General features: G+C 63.6%; 21 protein-coding genes. 13 read left to right on the forward strand and 8 right to left on the reverse strand.

The genetic code is table 11. The features are described 5' to 3' along the window. Positions 1-3: 3 nt before the first annotated feature. Positions 4-780, reverse strand: coding sequence for a DeoR/GlpR family DNA-binding transcription regulator (locus tag EB233_RS00885; RefSeq protein ID WP_064990447.1), 777 nt, complete (start codon positions 778-780; stop codon positions 4-6). A 423-nt stretch (positions 781-1,203) separates the two neighbouring features. Here EB233_RS00885 and EB233_RS00890 point away from each other — a divergent pair, with 423 nt between their 5' ends. After that, positions 1,204-2,091: a phosphotransferase family protein gene (locus EB233_RS00890; protein WP_064990446.1), complete on the forward strand. Its 888-nt coding sequence runs from the start codon at positions 1,204-1,206 to the stop codon at positions 2,089-2,091. Continuing rightward, entirely contained in the window at positions 2,088-4,541 is a 2,454-nt protein-coding gene (locus EB233_RS00895; RefSeq protein ID WP_064990445.1) for a GcvT family protein, read from the forward strand. Before EB233_RS00890 ends, EB233_RS00895 begins: the two co-directional genes overlap by 4 nt. Here the strand turns inward: EB233_RS00895 and EB233_RS00900 are convergent. After that, positions 4,538-5,170: a class I SAM-dependent DNA methyltransferase gene (locus tag EB233_RS00900; protein WP_064990444.1), complete on the reverse strand. Its 633-nt coding sequence runs from the start codon at positions 5,168-5,170 to the stop codon at positions 4,538-4,540. The genes EB233_RS00895 and EB233_RS00900 overlap by 4 nt on opposite strands. Positions 5,171-5,265: 95 nt before the next feature. On the opposite strand from EB233_RS00900, the gene EB233_RS00905 reads away from it, so the two are divergent. Then, positions 5,266-6,168 carry a phosphotransferase family protein gene (locus EB233_RS00905; protein ID WP_064990443.1) on the forward strand — a complete coding sequence of 301 codons (903 nt, stop codon included), beginning with the start codon at positions 5,266-5,268 and terminating at the stop codon, positions 6,166-6,168. Here the strand turns inward: EB233_RS00905 and EB233_RS00910 are convergent. Next, positions 6,165-7,088, reverse strand: coding sequence for a DMT family transporter (locus tag EB233_RS00910; RefSeq protein ID WP_064990442.1), 924 nt, complete (start codon positions 7,086-7,088; stop codon positions 6,165-6,167). The two genes, EB233_RS00905 and EB233_RS00910, sit on opposite strands and share 4 nt — an antisense overlap. Before the next feature lie 109 nt (positions 7,089-7,197). Next, on the reverse strand, positions 7,198-8,478 hold the full coding sequence (locus EB233_RS00915; RefSeq protein ID WP_064990441.1) for an amidohydrolase family protein: 1,281 nt from the start codon (positions 8,476-8,478) through the stop codon (positions 7,198-7,200). 204 nt (positions 8,479-8,682) lie between these two features. Between EB233_RS00915 and EB233_RS00920 the strand changes: the two genes are divergently transcribed. After that, positions 8,683-10,437 carry an ABC transporter ATP-binding protein gene (locus EB233_RS00920; protein ID WP_064990725.1) on the forward strand — a complete coding sequence of 585 codons (1,755 nt, stop codon included), beginning with the start codon at positions 8,683-8,685 and terminating at the stop codon, positions 10,435-10,437. A gap of 39 nt (positions 10,438-10,476) precedes the next feature. On the opposite strand, the gene ilvD is transcribed toward EB233_RS00920, so the two are convergent. Next, a complete protein-coding gene (ilvD, locus tag EB233_RS00925) occupies positions 10,477-12,321 on the reverse strand; it encodes a dihydroxy-acid dehydratase (RefSeq protein WP_064990440.1) in 1,845 nt (614 codons plus the stop codon). A 197-nt stretch (positions 12,322-12,518) separates the two neighbouring features. Here ilvD and EB233_RS00930 point away from each other — a divergent pair, with 197 nt between their 5' ends. From EB233_RS00930 to EB233_RS00940, 3 genes are all read left to right on the forward strand, one after another. Then, a complete protein-coding gene (locus tag EB233_RS00930; protein WP_064990439.1) occupies positions 12,519-12,863 on the forward strand; it encodes an ArsR/SmtB family transcription factor in 345 nt (114 codons plus the stop codon). Between the two features lie 96 nt (positions 12,864-12,959). Then, a complete protein-coding gene (locus EB233_RS00935; protein WP_064990438.1) occupies positions 12,960-13,487 on the forward strand; it encodes an SRPBCC family protein in 528 nt (175 codons plus the stop codon). 30 nt (positions 13,488-13,517) lie between these two features. After that, the gene (locus EB233_RS00940; protein WP_027052629.1) at positions 13,518-13,988 is read left to right on the forward strand and encodes a VOC family protein; all 471 of its coding nucleotides are present in this window, start codon (positions 13,518-13,520) and stop codon (positions 13,986-13,988) included. 78 nt (positions 13,989-14,066) lie between these two features. On the opposite strand, the gene EB233_RS00945 is transcribed toward EB233_RS00940, so the two are convergent. Then, positions 14,067-15,659 carry a peptide chain release factor 3 gene (locus tag EB233_RS00945; protein ID WP_064990437.1) on the reverse strand — a complete coding sequence of 531 codons (1,593 nt, stop codon included), beginning with the start codon at positions 15,657-15,659 and terminating at the stop codon, positions 14,067-14,069. 194 nt (positions 15,660-15,853) lie between these two features. Between EB233_RS00945 and EB233_RS00950 the strand changes: the two genes are divergently transcribed. Continuing rightward, positions 15,854-16,927 carry an NAD(P)/FAD-dependent oxidoreductase gene (locus EB233_RS00950; RefSeq protein ID WP_064990436.1) on the forward strand — a complete coding sequence of 358 codons (1,074 nt, stop codon included), beginning with the start codon at positions 15,854-15,856 and terminating at the stop codon, positions 16,925-16,927. Between the two features lie 22 nt (positions 16,928-16,949). Here EB233_RS00950 and EB233_RS00955 read toward each other — a convergent pair whose 3' ends face one another. Beyond that, positions 16,950-17,750 carry a class II glutamine amidotransferase gene (locus tag EB233_RS00955; RefSeq protein ID WP_064990435.1) on the reverse strand — a complete coding sequence of 267 codons (801 nt, stop codon included), beginning with the start codon at positions 17,748-17,750 and terminating at the stop codon, positions 16,950-16,952. Positions 17,751-17,765: 15 nt separating this feature from the next. Beyond that, positions 17,766-18,014 (reverse strand): DUF6356 family protein, encoded by a 249-nt coding sequence (locus tag EB233_RS00960; RefSeq protein ID WP_064990434.1) that lies wholly within the window; start codon positions 18,012-18,014, stop codon positions 17,766-17,768. 115 nt (positions 18,015-18,129) lie between these two features. Between EB233_RS00960 and EB233_RS00965 the strand changes: the two genes are divergently transcribed. The 5 genes from EB233_RS00965 to EB233_RS00985 all read left to right on the forward strand — a co-directional run bounded on the left by EB233_RS00965 (position 18,130) and on the right by EB233_RS00985 (position 21,642). Then, on the forward strand, positions 18,130-18,600 hold the full coding sequence (locus EB233_RS00965; protein WP_064990433.1) for an Lrp/AsnC family transcriptional regulator: 471 nt from the start codon (positions 18,130-18,132) through the stop codon (positions 18,598-18,600). Positions 18,601-18,695: 95 nt separating this feature from the next. Next, the gene (gene dut, locus EB233_RS00970) at positions 18,696-19,181 is read left to right on the forward strand and encodes a dUTP diphosphatase (RefSeq protein ID WP_064990432.1); all 486 of its coding nucleotides are present in this window, start codon (positions 18,696-18,698) and stop codon (positions 19,179-19,181) included. Next, positions 19,178-19,840, forward strand: a complete 663-nt coding sequence (locus EB233_RS00975) for an HAD family hydrolase (protein ID WP_064990431.1) — start codon at positions 19,178-19,180, stop codon at positions 19,838-19,840. Before dut ends, EB233_RS00975 begins: the two co-directional genes overlap by 4 nt. Positions 19,841-19,909: 69 nt before the next feature. After that, positions 19,910-20,764, forward strand: coding sequence for a hypothetical protein (locus tag EB233_RS00980; RefSeq protein ID WP_064990430.1), 855 nt, complete (start codon positions 19,910-19,912; stop codon positions 20,762-20,764). A gap of 74 nt (positions 20,765-20,838) precedes the next feature. Continuing rightward, positions 20,839-21,642, forward strand: a complete 804-nt coding sequence (locus EB233_RS00985; RefSeq protein ID WP_027052638.1) for an isocitrate lyase/PEP mutase family protein — start codon at positions 20,839-20,841, stop codon at positions 21,640-21,642. Positions 21,643-21,654 lie beyond the last annotated feature (12 nt).

Raw genomic sequence — 21,654 nt, forward strand, 5'->3', positions numbered from 1 at the left:
CGGTCAGAACCCGGCTTCGCCGCCGGCGATGCTGAGCCGCGCGCCGGCCTGTGCCAGCGCGGCGGCGATATCGCGTGGCGGCGGTTGGTCGGTAGCGAGTTCGGAGAAGCCGTCGAAGCCGCAGACCTGAACCAGGCCCTGGCGGCCGAATTTGGTGTGGTCGGTAACCACGAGCGACCGCTGGCCGCGCGACAGCACCATGCGGGCGAATTCGGCCTCTTCCAGATCATAATCCATGACGCCGGTCACGGCATCGACGGCGCCGGTGGAGATGACGGCATGGCTGACCGAGAAGCGGCTGACGAACTCGATGGCCGAAGTGCCGAACGCGGCGCCTGAATCGCTGCGCAATTCGCCTCCGGCCATATAGACCTTGTTGCCGTTGATGGTGGCCAGCGTGCGGGCGATGTCGGACGAATTGGTGACGACCGTCAGGCGCCGATGGCCGAGCAGTTCGCGGGCCAGGAACGAAGTCGTGGTGCCGGTGTCGAGCATGACCGATTCGCCGTCGCGGATGGTGGCGGCGACCATGCGGGCAATGATTCGCTTGGCATCGGCATTCTCGCGCATGCGTCGTTCGAAGGGCGCTTCGCCAACCATCGACGGCAGGCCGATGGCGCCATGCATTTTCACTACCGAGCCATCACTGGTGAGCGGCTTGACATCCCGGCGCACGGTTTCGAGCGAAACACCCAGCCGGTCGGCAAGGCTGGCGATGGTCACGGTTCCTTCTTCCTGGAGCACCCGCAGGATTTCGCCGTGGCGTTTGGAATGGACCATTTGGTTTCCCGGATTAAGATGCTTGACCGGTTTTAAGGTAATTCGAGTGCTTTTAAAGGGAATCCCACTCCGTTCGGGCAAAACACCCAAAAAAAGTCACATGTTTTTGTTGACAACCGGGCAACCCTGGCGTGAAATCCAGGCATAAACAGGGGTTTCGGAACTGCAACGGGAGGGTGATGGCAGACCCGCAACTCACCGACCAGACGGTCTTGATCGTGTCTGGCGGAATGAATTCTGAGATCCGCGGGGGCGGATGCCGGGTTCACAAACCTGGCCAAGGGGCTCGTCGGTGCGGTGCGGGATACCAATCCTGGCGTCCCGCACCGACGAGATTATTTGCGTTTCTCCCGAGCATCGTCTCGCTGTCCACGGCGCCTTGTCGAAGCCCGCAAACCAGGCCAGCAAAACAGGGATAATTCCGTGATTGCCGAAGATCGCATCCGCGCCCTGCCCTGCTGGACCGGCGCCATCGAGATCGCCCCGCTGCCCGGCGGCCTGAGCAACGCCAATTATGTCGTCAGTGACGCTGCCGGACGGCATGTCGTGCGCTTCGGCCAGGACTACCCTTTCCACCATGTCTTCCGCGAGCGCGAGGCGATGACCGCGCGGGCAGCCCATGCCGCCGGGTTCGCACCGGCGGTGCAGTATGCCGAACCGGGAATCCTGGTGACAGCGTTCCTTGGCGCCAAGACCTATCTGGCGGAGGACGTTCGCGCCAATCTCGGCCGCGTCGCCGCCCTGATGCGCGCCTTTCACCGGGAGATGCCCAACCATATCTCCGGCGCCGGCTTCATGTTCTGGGTGTTCCACGTGATCCGCGACTATGCGCGCACGCTTGAGGAAGGCGGCAGCCGCAAGCGCGTCGACTTGCCGCGCCTGCTGACGCTGGCCGACGAGTTGGAGCGGGCGCAGAAACTGCTGCCGATCGTGTTTGGCCACAACGATCTTTTGCCGGCCAACATTCTCGACGACGGCAGCAGGCTGTGGCTGATCGATTTTGAATATGCCGGCTTCAACACGGCGATGTTCGACCTTGCCGGCGTCGCCTCGAACGCCGGCATGAGCGATGCGGAATCCTTCGCCTTCCTGACCGCGTATTTCATGAAGGAGCCGGACGAGGCGATCCGCCGTTCGCACGCCGCCATGCAATGCGCCTCGCTGCTGCGCGAGGCGATGTGGAGCATGGTGTCGGAACTCTATCTCGACGCACCCGGCATCGACTACGTCGCCTACACCGAGGAAAACCTGGTGCGGCTCGACGCGGCGCTGGAAAACTACCGGACAAAATACGGGATCCTGAAATCATGACCTTACCCAGCCAGGCCGCGGTCGTCGTCATCGGCGGCGGCATCATCGGCTGTTCGACGGCCTATCATCTGGCCCGCGACCACAAGGCCGACGTCGTGCTCATCGAACAGGGCAAGCTGACCTCGGGCTCGACCTGGCACGCGGCCGGCCTGGTCGGGCAGTTGCGCTCCTCGGCCTCGATCACCCGCGTGCTCAAATACTCGGTCGATCTCTATAAGGGGCTGGAGGCCGAAACTGGCCTTGCCACGGGCTGGAAGATGACCGGCTGCTTGCGGCTCGCCACCAATGCCGACCGCTGGACCGAATACAAAAGGCTGGCGACGACGGCGAAGAGCTTCGGCATGGACATGCATCTTCTGTCTCCGGCCGAGGTCAAGGCGATGTGGCCGCTGATGGAAACTGGCGATCTCGTCGGCGCCTCGTGGCTGCCCACCGACGGCCAGGCGAGCCCTTCCGACATCACCCAGTCGTTGGCCAAGGGCGCGCGCATGCATGGCGCCAAGCTGTTCGAGAATGTCCGCGTCACCGGCTTCGAGATGAGGGATGGCCGCATCACCGCGGTGAAGACCGATCAAGGCGACATCGCCTGCGACAAGGTGGTGAACTGTGCCGGCCAGTGGGCGCGGCAGGTCGGCGCAATGGCCGGGATCAACGTGCCGCTGCAGCCAGTCAAGCACCAGTACATCGTCACCGAGAAGATCGCGGGGCTGGCGACCGATGCGCCGACGCTGCGCGACCCAGACCGGCGCACCTATTTCAAGGAAGAGGTCGGCGGGCTGGTGATGGGCGGCTATGAGCCGAATCCGCAGGCGTGGACGACTGGTCTCCCCGGGGGGGACGTGCCCAATGACTGGGAGTTCCGGCTGTTCGACGACGACTACGACCATTTCGAACAGCACATGACACAGGCGATCGCGCGCGTGCCGGCGCTGGAGACGGTCGGCGTCAAGCAGATGATCAACGGACCGGAGAGCTTTACTCCGGACGGCAATTTCATTCTCGGCACGGCACCCGAATGCGCCAACATGTTCGTCGGCGCCGGCTTCAACGCTTTCGGCATCGCCTCGGGCGGCGGCGCCGGCTGGGTGCTGGCGCAATGGGTGGTCGACGGCGAAGCGCCGCTCGACCTGTGGGTGGTCGACATCAGGCGTTTTTCCAACCTGCACCGCGACCGGCAGTGGGTGTGCGAGCGCACGCTGGAAGCCTATGGCAAGCACTACACGATCGGCTTCCCGCACGAGGAGTATGCCTCAGGCCGGCCGAGCATCGTCTCGCCGCTTTTCGACAGGCTGAAGCAGCAGCGCGCCGTGTTCGGCTCGAAGCTCGGCTGGGAACGGCCGAACTGGTTCGCGCCAGAGGGTGTGGAGCCGCGGGACATCTATTCGATGGGACGCCAGAACTGGCTCGCGGCGGTTGGCGACGAACACCGGCATGTGCGCGAGCATGTCGGCATCTTCGACCAGTCGTCCTTCGCCAAATATGAGCTGAGCGGACCCGACGCGGCCAGGGCACTGGACTGGATCTGCGCCAACGATGTCAGCAAGCCGGTCGGCAGGTTGATCTACACGCAGCTTCTCAACACGCGCGGCGGCATCGAGGCCGACCTCACCGTGGCGCGATTGGCCGAGGAGAAGTTCTACATCGTCACCGGCACCGGTTTCCGCATACATGATGCCTCATGGATCAGCGACCACATAGGCGAAGGCCTCGATGCCGGGCTGACCGACGTGACCGAGGATTTCGGCACGCTGTCGCTGATGGGGCCGCGTGCACGCGATGTGCTTTCAGCGGTGACCGATGCCGATGTGTCGAACGCCGGCTTCCCGTTCGGACACGTGCGCCAAATCACCATCGCCGGCCACACAGTTCGGGCGCTGCGCGTCACCTATGTCGGCGAGCTCGGTTGGGAGATGCACGTGCCGATTGCAGCGACAGGCGAAGTCTTCGACGCGCTGATGGCGGCAGGCGGCAGATACGGCATCCGGCCGGTCGGCTACCGGGCGCTGGAATCGCTGCGGCTGGAAAAGGGCTACCGCGCCTGGGGTTCCGATATCACGCCCAACGACACGCCGCAGGAGGCTGGTCTCGGCTGGGCGGTCAAGCTGCGCAAGAACACCGATTTCGTCGGACGGCGCGCGCTGGAGAAGATCGGCGGCGCTCCTTTGAAGAAACGCTTTGCCGGCTTCACGGTGGACAATCCCGAAATCGTGCTGCTTGGCCGCGAGACCATCCTGCGCGATGGTGAGCCGGTCGGCTACCTGACCAGCGGCGGCTACGGCTACACTGTGGGCAAAAACATCGGCTATGGCTATGTGCGCAACGCCGACGGGGTGAGCGACGATTTTCTCACCTCGGGCGCCTACGAGCTGGTGGTGGCGATGGAGCGGACGCCGGCGAAAATCCATCTGGAGCCGATGTATGATCCAGCGGCGGAGCGGGTGAAAGCCTAATTCACCCGCAAGGCGAGGCCGCGGCTCGGTACGGTATCGGCTTCTCCCGGCATCGAGACGTAAGGGCGCGTTTCCTCGACGCGGGTGACGAGCCCTTGCGCTTCGAGTTCGGCGATGCGCGAAGCAAAACCCTGCTCCCAGAGCGTGTTCTTCACCGTCAGCGCGATGACACCACCCGGCCGGCAGATGCGGATCAGCTCGTCCAGCCCTTCGACCCCGACATGACCCGAGGTGAAGACCCCGGCCGCAACAATCCCGGCATAGGCATCGTCGGCAAAGGGCAGCCTGCCGCCGAGCGCCAGGCAATGCAGCGCCGAATAGACGCCCTTGCGGGCGGCCTGGTCCAGCATGCCTTGCGAGATGTCGAGAGCCTCGACTTGCGGATAGCCTGCAATATCAAGCCATTCGCCGATGAGCCCGGTGCCGGCGCCGGCGTCGAGCAGCGGGGCTGAGCCGCGCGGCAGATGACGGGTCAGCAAGGCAAGGCAGATCGTCGGATGGCGGTAGCCGGCGGCCGACATATCGGCGTCGTAGGTCTGCGACCAGCGGTCATAAAGGGCTGCCACCTCTTCGGGGCGCTTGGCTGCGTAGGCCTCGCCCAGCGCGCCATGATGTTTGCTGTCCGCCAACCTGTTCCCCAATCCATTGTCTTTGCGGCATGATAGCCAAACGACGAAAATTGTGGAACCGTTGCGCTGAGAAATATCGGCGTGGGGACGCAGGCATGGCGACAGAAGAGGCGCGGGCGCAACTTGCCGCCATTCCGGTACTGGCCGGCTATAGCGGCCCATTGGAACGGCTTGGCGGCCTCACCAACCTCGTCTTCAGGGCCGGCGATCTCTGCCTGCGCATTCCAGGCAAGGGCACCGAGGAATACATCAACCGCGCCAACGAAGCGGTGGCCGCTGGCGAGGCGGCAAAGGCCGGCGTCAGCCCGCAAGTGCTGCATGCCGACGCCGGCACCGGGGTGATGGTGACGCGCTTCATCACCGGCGCGGTAACGATGTCACCGGAGAAATTCAGGGAACGGCCGGGCAGCCCGGCCCGCGCCGGGGAGGCCTTTCGCAAGCTGCACGAATCCGGTGCGGTGTTTCCCTTCCGCTTCGAACTGTTTTCGATGATCGACGACTATCTCAAGGTGCTGTCGACCAAGGACGTCACGCTGCCCGCCGGCTATCACAACGTGGTGCGCGAGGCCGGCAGCGTGCGGTCGGCCCTGGCCGCCCATCCGCTGCCCCTCGTCGCCTGCCATTGCGATCCGCTGTGCGAGAACTTCCTCGACACAGGCGAGCGGATGTGGATCGTCGACTGGGAATATTCAGGGATGAACGACCCGCTCTGGGATCTCGGCGACCTCAGCGTCGAAGGCAAGTTCGACGCGGCGCAGGACGAGGAGATGATGCGCGCCTACTTCGGCGGCGAAGCGCGCCCGGCGGAGCGCGGACGCGTCGTCATCTACAAGGCGATGTGCGACCTTTTGTGGACGCTGTGGGGACTGATCCAACTCGCCAACAACAATCCGGTCGACGATTTCCGCGCCTATGCCGACGGGCGGTTCGCGCGCTGCAAGGAATTGATGGAGACGCCGGAGTTTTCAAGGCACCTAGCTGCCATACGCCTGGGTTAGTTTACGCCCTTTGGAACATTCTCCGGCGGCACCGTGGTGTCGACCACCTTCTGACGGTGGAAAATGAACAGGCCGGCGAGGACGACGATGCCCGAGCCGATCAGGATGCGCGGACTGGGAACGTCGCCGAAGAACACCAGCCCGAACACCACCGCCCACAAGAGAAGCGTGTAGTGCAGTGGCGCCAGCGTCGAGGCCGGCGCCAGCTTGAGTGCCCTGGTGATCATGAGATGGGCGCCGCAGGAGACGATGCCGAGCAGCAGCATCGCACCGAAATCGAGCGCCGAGGGCGTGCGCCATGCGCCAATGGTCAGCACGGCGCCGACCAGCAGCGTGCCGATGGTCTGCCATGTCACCAGATTGGTATCGCTGGTGCCGCGCAGCCTTCGGCTGAGGATGATGGCGAAGGCAAAGGCAAAGCTGCCGACGAGCGCGAAACCCGACGACAGCGAGAATGCGGCCGTGGAGGGTTTCAGCATGATCACCACGCCGCAGAAGCCGAGCAGGATCGCCACCCAACGGCGCCAGCCGACCTTTTCGCCAAGCAGCAAATGCGACAGGGCCGCGACATAGATCGGCCCAGCCATGTAGAAACTCATCACATCGGCAAGCGGCAGATAGACCACCGCGGCATAGAAGAGCGCGGTGTCCAGCGTGGTCGCCACCACGCGCAGGACCTGCAGTTCGGGCCGTTCCATGCGAAACAGCTTGGCGGTGCCCTGATGGGCGATCATCGGGCCAAGCACGAAGAAAGCGCCGATGGAGCGGATCAGCACCACCTGGCCGACGGAGAAGCTGGCGACCAGCCATTTGCCCATGGCATCGTTCAGCGCAAACAGGAAGTCGCCGGCCAGCATCAGCAGAATGCCGGCCACAAGCACGTTCCTGATTGTGGAATTCTGCGCCACGGGCTGCGTCATGCCGATCCCGATTCCTCCCTCGCGTAGGCTGCGTCGTAGACGCAAGCAGCCGCTTTGACGAGGAGAAAACCCGAAAATCGGCAAGGCCAGTAGCGGAAATCGGGTGGCGCTACGCGGTTTTGTGCCTACGGTTCACCATAACCGGCCTTCCATCGATCGAAAGCCTGGTATCCTGCCTTGTCCGTTCCGCCACCACCTTGCCCCTGGCGATGACGCAGATGCGCTCGGCGCGCAGGCGCAGGGCCTCGATCGGATTGCCGGCGTCGAGGATCACAAGGCTGGCACGCTTGCCGACCGCCAGGCCGAAATGGTCGAGACCCATGATGGCGGCATTGACGTTGGTGACCATGTCGAAACAGCGCGCCATGTCGGCGGGACTCGACATCTGGGCGACGTGCAGGCCCATGAAGGCGACGTCGAGCATGTCGGCGGTGCCCAGCGAATACCAGGGATCGAGCACACAATCCTGGCCCCAGCCGACGCGGATGCCGAGCGCCAGCATCTCCTTGACCCGGGTCATGCCACGCCGCTTCGGGAAGCTGTCGTGACGGCCCTGCAGCATGATGTTGATCAGCGGATTGGGGATGGCGGAAACCCCGGCCTCGGCGATCAGCGGCAGAAGCTTCGAGACATAATAATTGTCCATCGAATGCATCGAGGTGAGGTGCGAGCCGGCCACCTTGCCCTGCAGGCCGAGGCGCTGTGTTTCATAGGCCAGTTGCTCGATGTGGCGCGACAGCGGGTCGTCGGTCTCGTCGCAATGCAGGTCGACCATCAGGCCGCGTGCAGCCGCGATCTCGCAAAGCTCGGTCACCGAGCGCGTGCCGTCGGCCATGGTGCGTTCGAAATGCGGAATGCCGCCGACGATGTCGACGCCCATGTCCAGCGCGCGAATGGTGTTCTGGCGCGCCGTCGGCGAGCGGTAGAAACCGTCCTGCGGGAAAGCGACGAGTTGCAGGTCGATGTAGGGGGAGATGGTTTTCTTCACGTCGAGCAGGGCCTCGACGGCCAGCAGGCGGTCGTCACAAACGTCGACATGGGTGCGGATCGCGAGCAGGCCCATCGACACCGCCCAGTCGCAATAGGCGAGCGCGCGGTCGCGCACCGCCTCATGCGTCAAGAGCGGCTTCAATTCGCCCCATAGCGCAATGCCTTCTAGCAGCGTGCCCGACGCGTTGATGCGCGGAATGCCATAGGACAGCGTCGCGTCCATGTGGAAATGCGGATCCACGAAGGGCGGCGAGACCAGGTTGCCGCGCGCATCGACCGCCGTGCCTGCCGTGACACTCAGTTCAGGCTCGATCGCCGCGATCGTCTCGCCGATAATGCCGATATCGGCGATCCTGCCGTCAGGCAGCGTGCCGCCACGAACGATAAGGTCGAAATCCATTTGTCGTCATCCCATTCAGAATCATCTGGCCATGGTGGCGCAAAAGACCGCTTGCCGCAGCCGTTTCTTTCAGCGGGTGCGAAAGGTTCCCTCCGGAGGTAACTCGCTCTATAAGCCGCCTTTCGTCCACGCAGCGATCGGCTCCGGACTCAAGGCCATAGTCGCAAACCATGGAACTCCCGTGTGAACTTGAACTTGCCGTTCCTGAAACGCGACGAACGCTCGGTGGAGAACCAACGCCTTATCGTGCGGCTGGTCAAAGAGTCTTTCCGGCAGCATATGTTCGGATATGCCGCGGCCATCGTGTCGATGCTGGTGGTCGCCGGCATGACGGCCGCCAGCGCCTGGATCCTGCGCGAAATCACCAATGAATTCGTGATCGACAAGCGGATCGAACGCGTCAACATGATTGGCGCGGCGGTCGCCGGGATCTTCATCCTCAAGGGGTTCGCCAATTTCGTCCAGGCCTATTTCATGAGCCGGGTGGGCAATGCCATCATTGCCGACCGGCAGCGCAAGATCTACGACCGCATCCTGGCGCAAGGCATCGAATTTTACCACTCGACCTCGTCATCCGACCTGATCACCCGCATGACCAACAATGCGCAGGCGGCGCGCAACGTGCTCGATCTCATTGTGACGTCCTACGTGCGCGATCTGGTGACGCTGCTTGCATTGATCGGTGTCATGGTCTGGCAGCAGCCTGCGCTGTCGCTGATCTGCTTCGCCGTCGGTCCCCTGGCCATCTACGGCGTCAACCGCATCCTGAAGCGTGTGCGCAAGTTCGCCGCGATGGAGTTCCGCTCGGTCGGCCAGATCATCCAGGTGATGCAGGAAACGGCGATCGGCGTGCGCGTCGTCAAATCCTTCAACCTCGAAGGCTTGATGCGCAAACGCATGTACAAGGCGGTGGCAGACGTCGAGGACCGGGCCAACAACATCGCCGCGCTGGAAGCGGTGACCAGCCCGGTGATGGAGACGCTTGCCGGGTTGGCGATCGCCGGCGCCGTGATGATCAGCGGCCTCCTGGTTCTGCAGGGCGGCCAGATGCCAGGCAACATCATGGCCTTCATCGCCGCACTACTGCTTGCCTATGAACCGGCCAAGCGCCTGGCGCGAGTCCGCATCTCGCTCGAAAGCGGCATTGTCGGCGTGCGCATGATGTTCCAGCTTGCCGACGAGCCTTTGACGCTGGCGGAGAAGCCCGATGCGCGGCCGCTTCGGGCCGGACCGGGGGAGATCCGGTTCGACGCCGTCAGCTTCGCCTATCAGAACGGTCCTCCGGTGCTCGACGGGTTCGACCTGACCTTCGCGCCGGGCAAGATGACGGCGCTGGTCGGGCCATCCGGCGGCGGCAAGTCGACGATCCTCAACCTGATCATGCGCATGTACGACCCGAAGAGCGGCAAGGTGCTGCTCGACAGCCAGGACATTTCGCAGGCGACGCTTGCCTCGCTCAGGGAAAAGATCGCCTATGTCAGCCAGGACACGTTCCTGTTCGCCGGCACGATCATGCACAACATCCGGCTTGGGCGGGAGGACGCGACCGACCAGGAGGTGATCGCCGCCGCCAAGGCCGCCAACGCGCATGACTTCATCATGGCGCAGGCGAAAGGTTACGAGACCGATGTCGGCGAGAATGGCGGCCTCTTGTCCGGCGGCCAGCGCCAGCGCATCTCGATCGCGCGCGCCATGCTGCGCAACGCCGAAATCCTGCTGCTCGACGAGGCGACCAGCGCTCTCGATGCCGAATCCGAAGCGCTGTTTCGCGACGCTCTGCAGCAGCTGACCGAGGGACGCACGACGATCGTCATCGCTCACCGCCTGTCGACGGTACACCAGGCCGACACGATCGTGGTGCTGGAGGGCGGCAAGGTGGTGGAGAGCGGCCCGCACCGGACCCTGCTCAACCAGGGCGGGCTTTACCAGAAGCTCTATGAGTACCAGTTGATGCCGTAGCGTCCTTCCCTTCTCCCCCTGTGGGAGAAGGAAGAAGCTTTACTCCGGAACGTGCCGCACCGCGCCCTTGTCGGCGCTGGTGGCGAAGGCGGCGTAGGCGCGCAACGCGGTCGTCACCTTGCGCTTGCGCTTTTCCTCCGGCTTCCAGGCCAGGGCGCCCTTCGCCTCCATCGCGGCGCGACGCGCTTCGAGCTCGGCATCGCTGACGGCGAGACGGATCGTACGGTTGGGGATGTCGATCTCGATCGTGTCGCCCTCCTGGACCAGCCCGATCGTGCCGCCCTCGGCGGCTTCAGGTGAGGCATGACCGATCGACAGGCCAGACGTGCCGCCGGAGAAGCGCCCATCGGTGACCAGCGCGCAGGCCTTGCCCAGGCCCTTCGACTTCAGATAGCTGGTGGGGTAGAGCATCTCCTGCATGCCGGGTCCGCCACGCGGGCCCTCGTAGCGGATGACGACGACATCGCCGGCCTTGACCTCGTTGGCCAGGATGGCTTTCACCGAAGCGTCCTGGCTTTCGAACACCCGCGCCGGGCCGGTGAACTTCAGGATCGACTCATCGACGCCGGCCGTCTTAACGATGCAGCCGTCGAGCGCCAGATTGCCTTTCAGCACGGCCAGGCCACCGTCCTTCGAGAATGGCGTTTCCGCCGAACGGATGACGCCCTTCTCGCGATCAAGGTCGAGATCATCCCAGCGGCGGTCCTGGCTGAAGGCGACCTGTGTCGGCACGCCGCCGGGCGCGGCGAGGAAGAAGTCGCGGACATTCTGGCTGGAGGTGCGGGAAATATCCCAATGGTCGAGCGCTTCGCCAAGGCTTGCTGTGTGCACGGTCGGCAGATCGCGGTTGATCAGCCCGGCATTGTCGAGCTGGCCGAGGATGGCCATGATGCCGCCGGCGCGGTGAACGTCTTCCATATGAACGTCCGATTTGGCCGGCGCCACCTTGCACAGCACCGGCACCCGCCGCGACAGCCGGTCGATGTCCTCCATGGTGAAGTCGACCTCACCCTCGTGGGCTGCGGCCAGGATGTGCAGCACCGTGTTGGTCGAGCCGCCCATGGCGATGTCGAGCGTCATGGCGTTTTCGAATGCGCCCTTCGAGGCAATGCTGCGTGGTAGTGCGCTTTCATCGTCCTGCTCGTAATAGCGCTGGGCGAGATCGACAACGAGATGGCCGGCCTCGACAAACAGCCGCTTGCGGTCGGCATGCGTGGCCAGCGTCGAGCCATTGCCCGGCAACGACAGGCCCAGCGCCTCGGTCAGGCAGTTCATCGAATTGGCGGTGAACATGCCCGAGCAGGAGCCGCAGGTCGGGCAGGCGGAGCGCTCGATGACCTTGACGTCCTCGTCGGAGATCTTGTCGTCGGCGGCCGCGACCATGGCGTCGACCAGGTCGAGCGCTTGCGTCTTGCCGGCGAGCACCACCTTGCCGGCTTCCATCGGCCCGCCGGAAACGAAGACTGTCGGGATGTTGAGGCGCAGCGAGGCCATCAGCATGCCGGGGGTGATCTTGTCGCAATTGGAGATGCAGACCATGGCATCGGCGCAGTGCGCATTGACCATGTATTCGACGGAATCGGCGATCAACTCGCGCGACGGCAGCGAATAGAGCATCCCGTCATGGCCCATGGCGATGCCGTCATCGACCGCGATGGTGTTGAATTCCTTGGCAACGCCGCCGGCCTTCTCGATCTCGCGCGCGACCAGCTGGCCAAGGTCCTTCAGATGGACGTGACCCGGCACGAACTGGGTGAAGGAGTTGACCACGGCGATGATCGGCTTGCCGAAATCACTATCCTTCATGCCGGTGGCACGCCAAAGGCCGCGGGCGCCGGCCATGTTGCGGCCATGAGTGGTGGTGCGGGAGCGATAGGCAGGCATGAATTTTCCTTAGCTGGCTGACTGCGCTCGATGCGGAGCGAGGCGGCGCTGAGTTCGGACCGCAGGCGTTATAGACTCGCAAGTATGGTCTGACCACATTTTTGCAATACGCCACGAAAGCCCACTGAGCGGTTGACGAGCCAAGCCTCGCATTATATAGCCAATTGGGTATATACCCTATTGGCTATGGATACGTCATGAACCAGCTCGATGCCACCTTCGCGGCGCTTGCCGATCCGACGCGGCGCGCCATCCTTGCCCGGCTCATCGAAGGCGAGGCATCGGTGATGGAACTGGCCGAGCCCTTCGCCATGAGCCAGCCCTCGATTTCCAAGCATCTCAAGGTGCTCGAAAGCGCCGGCCTTATCTCTCGCAGCCGGGACGCGCAGCGCCGGCCGTGCCGGCTGGAAGCAAAACAGCTGGCCGAAGCCAATGACTGGCTCGAGCGCTACCGCAAGATCTGGGAAGGCAATTTCCAGCGCCTCGACGCCTTGCTGGGTGCCATGCAGGCCAACAAGACGGCCGGCGACGCGGAACAATAGCCGAAGCCGGCGTCTTCATCCCAAAGGGAAAAATCAAAAGCCGTGTCGGATCGCCGGTTGGCCAAACGTCCTTGGACGAACAGCAGGAGGATTATTATGAGCACCACAACTTTGCCCGGCTCGACCGCCGCCACATTGACCGTGACCACGCCCAGCGATCGCGAGGTGCAGATCACCCGGGTCTTCGACGCGCCCCGCCCGATGGTGTTCGACTGCTGGACGGTTCCCGAACTGCTTAAGGGCTGGCTGCACGGCCCGGACGGCTGGCGTCTGGCGGTCTGCGAGATCGACCTCAGAGTCGGCGGCGCCACCCGCTACGTCTGGCAGCACCGTGATGGCCGCAGCATGGGCATGAGCGGCGCCTATCGCGAAATCGTGCGCCCAAGCCGCCTCGTCGCCACCGAACTGTTCGACGAGGACTGGACCGGCGGCGAGACGGTTGGAACGGTGATCTTTGCCGAACAGACCGGTAAGACGCTGCTGACGCAGACTGTGCTCTACGCTTCGTCAGCGGCGCGCGACAGCGCGCTCGGCACCGGCATGACCAGCGGCATGGCGCAAAGCTATGCCCAGCTCGACGCCTATCTCACTTCGCTACAGGACGCCGCCAAGGGCGCCGCCTGATTTCCCGCAAAGAAACCCGAGGAGAAAACCATGCAAAAGATCACCACCTTCCTGTGGTTCGACGGCCAGGCCGAAGACGCCATGAACCACTACGTCTCCATCTTCAAGAATTCGAAGGTGCTGAGCGTTACGCGCTGGCCCAAGGGCCACGCCGACGAGGGCAAAGTGTTGGTCGCCTCGTTCGAGCTCGACGGCGTGCAGTTCCAGGCGCTCAATGGCGGTCCGCAATACAAGTTCACCGAGGCGATCTCGCTCTCGATCGACTGCAAGACGCAGGCCGAGGTCGATCATTTCTGGACGAAACTGACCGAGGGCGGTGGCGAACCCGGCCCCTGCGGTTGGCTGAAGGACAAGTTCGGCGTTTCCTGGCAGGTCGTGCCGGAGCAGTTGCCGCGCCTGCTTCAGGACCCCGACAAGGCCAAGGCCGGCCGCGTCATGGGAGCGATGATGCAGATGGGCAAGATCGACATCGGGAAACTCGAGGCGGCTGCGAAGGGGTAAGCGACCCCTTTACGTCGGCGCTGCTCCTCATCCGCCCTTCGGGCACCTTCTCCCCGTGAAACGGGGAGAAGGAAGAGGTCAAGCGGCCTTTTCGCGGACCTGGTAGTCCTTGATCGTGGCGAAGCGGATCGCCTTCCAGCGTTCGGCTTCGTAGTTCAGCGAGAAAGCGTGCTGGGCCAGGAACACCGGATCGTTGTCGAGGTCGCGGGCGATGTCGCCACGATGCGCTTCGATGAAGCGTTGCACTTCGGCCTTGTCGTCGGCCGAAATCCAGCGGCAGACGGAAAAGCGCGACATCTCGAATTCGACCGGCAGCGTGTATTCGAAATTCAGCCGCTCCTTCAAAACGTCGAGCTGCAGGGCGCCGACGACGCCGACGATGGCCGGCGAGCCATCCTCGGGCGAGAACAGCTGGACGACGCCTTCCTCGGCCATCTGGTGCAGCGCTTCCTTGAGCTTTTTCGCCTTCATCGCGTCGCCAAGCCGGACGCGGCGCAAGATTTCCGGGGCGAAATTCGGCACGCCCCGGAAAAGTATCTCCTCGCCCTCGGTCAGCGTGTCGCCAATACGCAGCGTGCCGTGGTTGGGGATGCCGACCACGTCGCCGGCAAAGGCTTCGTCCGCCGTGACGCGGGTGCGGGCGAAGAAGAATTGTGGCGCCGACAGGCTCATCGGTTTGCCGGTGCGCACCAGCTTGGCCTTCATGCCGCGCTCGAGCTTGCCCGAGCAGACGCGCACGAAAGCGATGCGGTCGCGATGGTTGGGGTCCATGTTGGCCTGGATCTTGAAGACGAAGGAGGTCATCTTGTCCTCGGTCGCCTCAACCTTACGGGTGTCGGCCTCCTGCGCGCGCGGCGGCGGGCCAAAGGCGCCAAGCGCCTCGATCAGGTCGCGCACGCCGTAATTGCGCAGCGCCGAGCCAAAGTAGACCGGCGTCAGATGGCCCTCGCGAAAGGCTTCTATATCAAGGGGTCTGCACGCTTCTCGCGCGAGCTCCAGCTCCTCGATGAAGGCCTCGCGCTCGTTTTCCGGCAGCAGGCCGGCGACGCGGTTGGAATCGGGACCGTTGACCGGCGTGCGCTCCTTCTCGTCGTCGCCCTTGCGCACGGCGTTCAGGGCCAGGTGGTAGGTGCCGGAAAACGTCTTGCCACGGCCGATCGGCCAGGTGATGGGGGCCGTATCCAAGGCCAGCTTCTGCTCGATCTCGTCGAGAATTTCAAACGGATCACGGCTTTCCCGGTCCATCTTGTTGACGAAGGTGATGATCGGAATGTCACGCAGCCGGCAAACCTCGAACAGTTTCAGCGTGCGCGGCTCGATGCCCTTGGCGGCGTCGATGACCATAACCGCCGAGTCGACCGCAGATAGCGTGCGGTAGGTGTCGTCGGCGAAGTCCTCGTGGCCGGGCGTGTCGAGCAGGTTGAAGACATTGTCCTCATATTCGAACGTCATCACCGAGGTGACGACCGAAATGCCGCGCTCGCGCTCGATCTTCATCCAGTCGGACCGGGTCTGGATACGATCCTTCTTGGCCTTGACCTCGCCGGCAAGCTGGATGGCGCCGCCAAACAGCAGCAGCTTTTCAGTGAGCGTGGTCTTGCCGGCGTCGGGGTGGGCGATGATCGCGAAAGTGCGGCGGCGCGCTACTTCCTCTGGTATTGTTTCGGGCATTCTCTGGAGTATCCGTGTGACAGGCCGGGCTTCTAGCAGCGCAGTGCCGGGCTGTCGACCGCTCCGGCAACGCAAGTGGCTACGGATGCCGTCTCTCACCATCCTTCAAGCCTGCGTGCATTTCGACATTGGCAAGCGGCCGCAGGAATGCCACTTGGGGAACATCCCTTGCATCATGAGACAGAGGAGGAAGCATGGCTTCGGAAAAACAGGTCATTGTCATCGGCGCCGGCATTATCGGTGCCTCCATCGCCTGGCATCTGACCAAGGCTGGCGCGCGGGTGACGGTCGTTTCCGAGAGCGGTGCCGGTGGCGTCGCGACACCCAATTCCTTTGCCTGGATCAACGCCAGCTGGGGCAATCCCGCGATCTATTTCCGCCTGCGCAGCCGCGCCATGGCCGAATGGAAGCGGCTATCAAACGAGCTGCCTGGGCTGCCGCTCGCCTGGTGCGGCGGACTGCGTTGGGACATGTCGGCAAGCGACATGGAAGCCTACATCGCCGAGCATTCGTCCTGGGGTTATGGCATCGAGCACATCGACCGCGCCCACGCGGCGCGCATCGAGCCCAATCTCGCCGAGCTGCCGAACTTCGCCCTCTATGTCGCCGAGGAGGGTGTCGCCGAGCCGGTTGCGGCAACCAAGGCGCTGCTGGCCGATGCCGAACGGCATGGCGCCCGGATCGTCGCCAGTACGGTGACCGCACTGGTCAAGACCGGCGACAGGATCAGCGGCGTCGACACCTCGCATGGCCTGATGAGCGCCGACGAGGTGGTGATCGCCGCCGGTGTCGGCTCGCCGGATCTTGCCGCGAATGTCGGCGTCACCTTGCCGATCGAAACCCCTCCTGGCCTGATCGTCCATTCGCGGCCGTACAGGAAACTGCTCAACGGGCTGGTGCTGGCCGAGCGGCTGCACATGCGCCAGACGGCCGAGGGCCGCATCATCGCCGGCTCGGATTTCGGCGGCGCCGATCCGGGTATGGATGCCGGAGCGACCGCCCGGGAGCTGTTTGCTTTCCTGAAAGCCAGCCTACGCGGCAGCGATGAGCTTGAACTGGATTTCCATACTCTCGGCTACCGGCCGACGCCGATCGACGGCTTTCCGATCATTGGGCGCGCCGAGGGCTTGGACGGGCTCTACGTCGCGGTCATGCATTCCGGCATCACGCTGGCGCCGGCCGTAGGCCTGTTCGCCGCAAGGGAGATTCTTGACGGCGAGCGCGATCCGCTGCTGACGCCCTACGGGTTGGGCCGGTTCGCGCAGTAGCCTGTAAGCAGATCGCAGGCAGCTACCCGGCCAGCGCCAGCTTGGCCGCGGCTGGAGCAAAGGGCCCGATGTCGATGCCGTCCTTCGTCATGGTGACGAAGGACGATGGCGGGATCGCTTGCCAGTCGCCACCCTCACGATCGAAAGGTTCGGAGACGATGCATCGACCGCCACCCTTGCGAAAGCTGGAGGTGTAGAGCGTCGGCGCGTGGGCATCGGTGGCGTAACGCACCGCGTGCAGTGCCTGCCCGTCCGCGAAGGCGGCGGTGAGTTTCAGGGCAGGTTCGAGACCGGCTCGGCGGGAAGTTTCGAGCACCCGGTAGGTCGCGCGCGAGACGGCGCCTTGCGGGTCCCCAGCCAGTCCTTCGTCGATCATCAGGAGAAAGAAGAGTTCGGAATCGGTAGTGCCTTCGCGTTGGTCGAAGACGGCGTCGGACAGCGAATTCTCCAGCGCGCGGCGGATTTTTTCAAAGCCTCCGATCTGGCCGTTGTGCATGAACGACCATGGGCCGGAGATGAAGGGATGGCAGTTCATGCGGCTGGTGGCGCCGCCGGTCGAGGCCCGCACATGGGCGAGGAAGAGGCCGGATTTGATCTGCCGGCAAAGGCTCTTCAGATTGGGATCGGACCAGGCCGGGAGGATATCGCGATAAAGGCCGGGCCCCGGCCGGTCGCCGTACCAGGCAAGGCCGAAACCGTCGCCATTAGTCGGCGACTTGGCTTCCTGGGCGCAATGACTCTGGGCGATCAGCGAGTGACAGGGCGCCGTGAGGATGTCCTCGAGAAAGACCGCTTCACCGAGATAGGCCGCCCACCGGCACATTGCTTCTGTCGTCCTCTAGGCGCGATCCGCGAGAGCCGCCGGCTCCTTGATCGCGTGCGAACCTCTGTTGTGCGTCCGCTCGTAAAGCTCGCGGACGATTCGGCTGGCGGTAGTCTCGAAGAGAAATGGCAAGAAAGCGTGAACGAGCGCGGCACCGGCCGCCATCAGCAGGCGCGAGGAAAACCACGCCGCAAAGGCCATATGGCCAAAGTAGGTTTCACCGACCTTGGCCGGATGAGAGGTGAAAATCCTTGCGACCGACATGCTGGGTCCCCTTCAGCACTTGAGTTCAGATAGTAAGTATCCTGACACGCCTCGTCGGTTCATTGGTCTCAAAATATCCTTGTGTTTCGCTATTCGTTGGGACAAATATCCCAACATGCCAATGGAAATCGACGAAATCGATCGAAAGCTGCTTGCCGAATTGCAACGCGACGGAACGCTGTCGGTCGACCAGCTGTCGGAACGGGTGGCCCTGTCGCGCAATGCCTCCTGGCGGCGCGTCAAGCGGCTGGAGGAGGATGGCGTGATCACCGGCCGCGTGGCGCTGGTCGACCCCGAAAAGCTCGGACTTGGCCTGTCGGTGTTCATCCTAGTCCGGACATCGAATCACGATCCGGACTGGCTGCAGAAATTCCGCGCGGCGGTGACCGGCTTTCCCGAGATCACCGGGGTCTACCGCATGTCCGGCGACCTCGACTATGTCCTGCGCGCCCGCGTTGCCGACGTGAAGGCCTATGACCGGCTCTACCAGCGGCTGATCGCCAAGGTGGCGTTGTCGGATGTCTCCGCTTCCTTCGTCATGGAGGAGATCAAGGAGACCACGGTCGTACCGATGGAAGTGCGCTGAGGTGTGCTCGGTCACAGTGATGCCCGAAAGAAAGCCGTTGATAGCGGTGCGGGCGAATTGACCGAATCGGCAATCGCGCCGATAGGATCGATTTTATGCGCGCAGCCCTCCAAAACTCCTCCGTCATCGGTCCGACTGTCGGCTTCGTCAGATTGCCGCACGCCGAAGGACTTCCCCTCCCCGCTTACGAAAGCGCCGGAGCCGCCGGCATGGACCTGCGTGCGGCGGTGCCCGACGACAGGCCCCTGCTGATCCTGCCGGGAAAACGCGCTTTGGTGCCGACCGGGCTGATCCTGGAAATCCCCGAAGGCATGGAAGGCCAGGTGCGGCCGCGCTCCGGCCTTGCTTTCAAGCATGGCCTCACCGTCCTCAATTCGCCGGGAACGGTCGACAGCGACTACCGTGGCGAGGTGAAAGTGCTGCTGATCAACCATGGTGACGAGGATTTTGCGGTGACGCGCGGCATGCGCATAGCCCAGATCGTCTTCGCCGCGGTGACGCAGGCGGCGGTGGAAGAGCGTTCGCTGGCCGGCGGCACGGCGCGAGGCGCCGGCGGGTTCGGATCGACCGGGACAGCGTGACCAAGATACCAAAGCTTGTCATCTTCGACTGCGACGGGATACTCGTCGACACCGAAAATCTCGCCAATCGGCGCCTCGCCGAATGGCTGAGTGCCGCCGGCTACCCGACAAATTTCGAATATTGCCGCAAGAACTTCTCCGGCCGCAGCATGGCCTCGGTGCAGAAGGAAATCGAAGCCGAGACCGAGGTCCGCCTCGGCGCCGATTTTGTTGATCGCTGGAACGCAGGGCTGCCGGATCTGTTTTCCCATGGCGTCGAGGCGATCCCTTACGTCCGGGAATTCATCGAGGCGGTCCGTGCGGCCTGTATCCCCTATTGCGTCGCCACCTCGGCCAGAATCTCGAAAATGCACATCACGCTTGGCCAGACCGGGCTGTTGCCGCTGTTCGAACATGCGCTGTTTTCCGCCACCATGGTTTCGCGCGGCAAGCCGTTCCCGGACCTGTTCCTGCATGCGGCCAGGACCATGGGCTTCGCGCCCACCGATTGCATCGTCATCGAGGACAGCGTCGCCGGGACGCAGGCCGGCATTGCCGCCGGCATGCGGGTGTTTTCCTATCATGGCGATCCCTATTCCGACCGCGATGGCCTGGTCCAGGCCGGCGGCATCCTGTTCGACGACATGCGCGAGTTGGCCGGCCTGGTGCCGATCCACTGATCCAGTTTCGACACGGCTGCACGATGCTGGAACCCGTGCTAGCGTGAGGCCTGATCTCGGGCGACACTCATGCCGACGAACCTGCTCCGCTTCACGCTCGCGTTGATGCTGCTGCCGTTCTTTTGGACGGCGGCCGGCGCGCAGGCCGTGAGCTTTCCCGAACTCGACAGCCCGCTGCCCGGCCGCAGCGATGTCACCTATCTCGACCTGGCCAGGATGGTCATCCCGGACCTTAGCGCCGACAAGGACGGTTTCTACAAGGGCGGATTGCCGATCGATATGCGCCACATTGCCGGTGGCGATGACGGCGGCTCGCCGCCGGAGACGACGAACCTGCCCAATGCGGCGGTGCTTCCCATCAAGGCTGGCGGCAAGGATCGGCTGGCGATGCTGTTCGATCTCGGCGATTCTCCCGACAGTGCCGAAGGCTATGCGGTGCTGGCGCTCTACGACGTGACGGCCAAGCCGAAACTGCTCGATGCGGCCAATGTCGCGGTCGACCGCAGCACCTATTTCCGCGAGCCGAACAAGCTTTCGATCGGCGCTGGCGACGACGTGCTCATCTCCATGAGCACGCATTTCAATTCCAACCAGGGCTATGTGAGTACGCTGCTGATCCTGCCTCGCGAGGACCGCCTTCAATTGGTCGACACGATCAACACGTTCGATGAGAACGTCTGCGCCTACAAACGCAGCCAGGATCTGGCCTTCCTGACGCTGGACGACGGAAAGCCTTATGCGGCGATCAAGGTGACGGCGACCGACGCCACGGTGCCGAGTGGTGAAAGTTGCGATGAGGCTGCGCCCGATGCAGCGTCGCACGACATTTCCGTCACCTACCATTGGGACACGAAGACTTCACGCTACGTCAAGGATTCCGATGCGTTCGAGAAGTTGTCAGCAGAGAACGCGAAACGCTTCTGAACCAAGCGCATTCGTTTGCCCAGCCGCGGACACCGCGATAGCATCCGCGCCGACACTCGTGATGGGGAGCATTCATGGACAAGGGCAAGATCTTTCGCGACCTGCATGCCTCGACCTTCGTCATGCCCAATCCCTGGGATCCGGGCACGACCAAGCTACTCGGCTCCTTCGGTTTTAAGGCGCTGGCGACGACCAGCGCCGGCTTTGCCTTTTCGCGCGGCCTGCCAGACGGCGCCGTGAGCTTCGAACAGATGATCCACCATTGCCGCGAGGTGACGGCGGCGACCGACCTGCCGGTCTCGGCCGATCTCGAGAAAGGCAAAGGAGACAGCGCCGAGCAGGCCGCCGAAACCATCTTCGCGGCGGAAGCGGCCGGCCTTGCCGGCTGCTCGATCGAGGACCACACCGGCGATCCCGACAAGCCGATCTATGATTTTGCGCATGCGGTCGAACGCGTCGCGGCGGCGGTCGAGGCGGCACGGGCACTCAAGCGCGATTTCGTCTTCACGGCGCGGGCCGAGAATTTTCTCTGGGGCAAGTCCGACCTCGACGACACCATTAAGCGGCTGCAGGCCTTCGAGAAGGCCGGTGCCGACGTGCTCTACGCGCCGGGCATCGGCGACGTCGAGATGGTGCGCACCCTCTGCTCAGCGGTCGGCAAGCCGGTCAACGTCATGGCGAAGCCAGGCTTCACCATCGCCGATCTTGCCATGGCCGGCGTCAAACGCATTTCGCTGGGGCCATGGCTGACCAACTTCGCCTACGGCATGCTGGAGACGGCGGCGCGCGAAATCCAGCAGGACGGCACGTTCGGCTTTACCCGCGCCGCCATGCCGTTCGGCAAATTGCAGGAGCTGTTCGGCAAATCCCTCGGCTAGAGGGCCCAGCTG

Origin of the sequence: Mesorhizobium erdmanii (genome assembly GCF_013170725.1) — a bacterium.
In the GTDB taxonomy this organism is placed as follows: Bacteria; Pseudomonadota; Alphaproteobacteria; order Rhizobiales; family Rhizobiaceae; genus Mesorhizobium; species Mesorhizobium erdmanii.

Bases quoted from the DNA above. Each gene is read 5' to 3' on its own strand.
- EB233_RS00935 (WP_064990438.1), top strand. From the start codon at position 12,960: ATGAGCACCACAACTTTGCCCGGCTCGACCGCCGCCACATTGACCGTG.
- ilvD (WP_064990440.1), bottom strand. From the start codon at position 12,321: ATGCCTGCCTATCGCTCCCGCACCACCACTCATGGCCGCAACATGGCC.
- EB233_RS00985 (WP_027052638.1), top strand. From the start codon at position 20,839: ATGGACAAGGGCAAGATCTTTCGCGACCTGCATGCCTCGACCTTCGTC.
- EB233_RS00960 (WP_064990434.1), bottom strand. From the start codon at position 18,014: ATGTCGGTCGCAAGGATTTTCACCTCTCATCCGGCCAAGGTCGGTGAA.
- EB233_RS00945 (WP_064990437.1), bottom strand. From the start codon at position 15,659: ATGCCCGAAACAATACCAGAGGAAGTAGCGCGCCGCCGCACTTTCGCG.
- EB233_RS00980 (WP_064990430.1), top strand. From the start codon at position 19,910: ATGCCGACGAACCTGCTCCGCTTCACGCTCGCGTTGATGCTGCTGCCG.
- dut (WP_064990432.1), top strand. From the start codon at position 18,696: ATGCGCGCAGCCCTCCAAAACTCCTCCGTCATCGGTCCGACTGTCGGC.
- EB233_RS00940 (WP_027052629.1), top strand. From the start codon at position 13,518: ATGCAAAAGATCACCACCTTCCTGTGGTTCGACGGCCAGGCCGAAGAC.
- EB233_RS00950 (WP_064990436.1), top strand. From the start codon at position 15,854: ATGGCTTCGGAAAAACAGGTCATTGTCATCGGCGCCGGCATTATCGGT.
- EB233_RS00965 (WP_064990433.1), top strand. From the start codon at position 18,130: ATGCCAATGGAAATCGACGAAATCGATCGAAAGCTGCTTGCCGAATTG.
- EB233_RS00955 (WP_064990435.1), bottom strand. From the start codon at position 17,750: ATGTGCCGGTGGGCGGCCTATCTCGGTGAAGCGGTCTTTCTCGAGGAC.
- EB233_RS00915 (WP_064990441.1), bottom strand. From the start codon at position 8,478: ATGGATTTCGACCTTATCGTTCGTGGCGGCACGCTGCCTGACGGCAGG.
- EB233_RS00930 (WP_064990439.1), top strand. From the start codon at position 12,519: ATGAACCAGCTCGATGCCACCTTCGCGGCGCTTGCCGATCCGACGCGG.
- EB233_RS00885 (WP_064990447.1), bottom strand. From the start codon at position 780: ATGGTCCATTCCAAACGCCACGGCGAAATCCTGCGGGTGCTCCAGGAA.
- EB233_RS00895 (WP_064990445.1), top strand. From the start codon at position 2,088: ATGACCTTACCCAGCCAGGCCGCGGTCGTCGTCATCGGCGGCGGCATC.
- EB233_RS00910 (WP_064990442.1), bottom strand. From the start codon at position 7,088: ATGACGCAGCCCGTGGCGCAGAATTCCACAATCAGGAACGTGCTTGTG.
- EB233_RS00905 (WP_064990443.1), top strand. From the start codon at position 5,266: ATGGCGACAGAAGAGGCGCGGGCGCAACTTGCCGCCATTCCGGTACTG.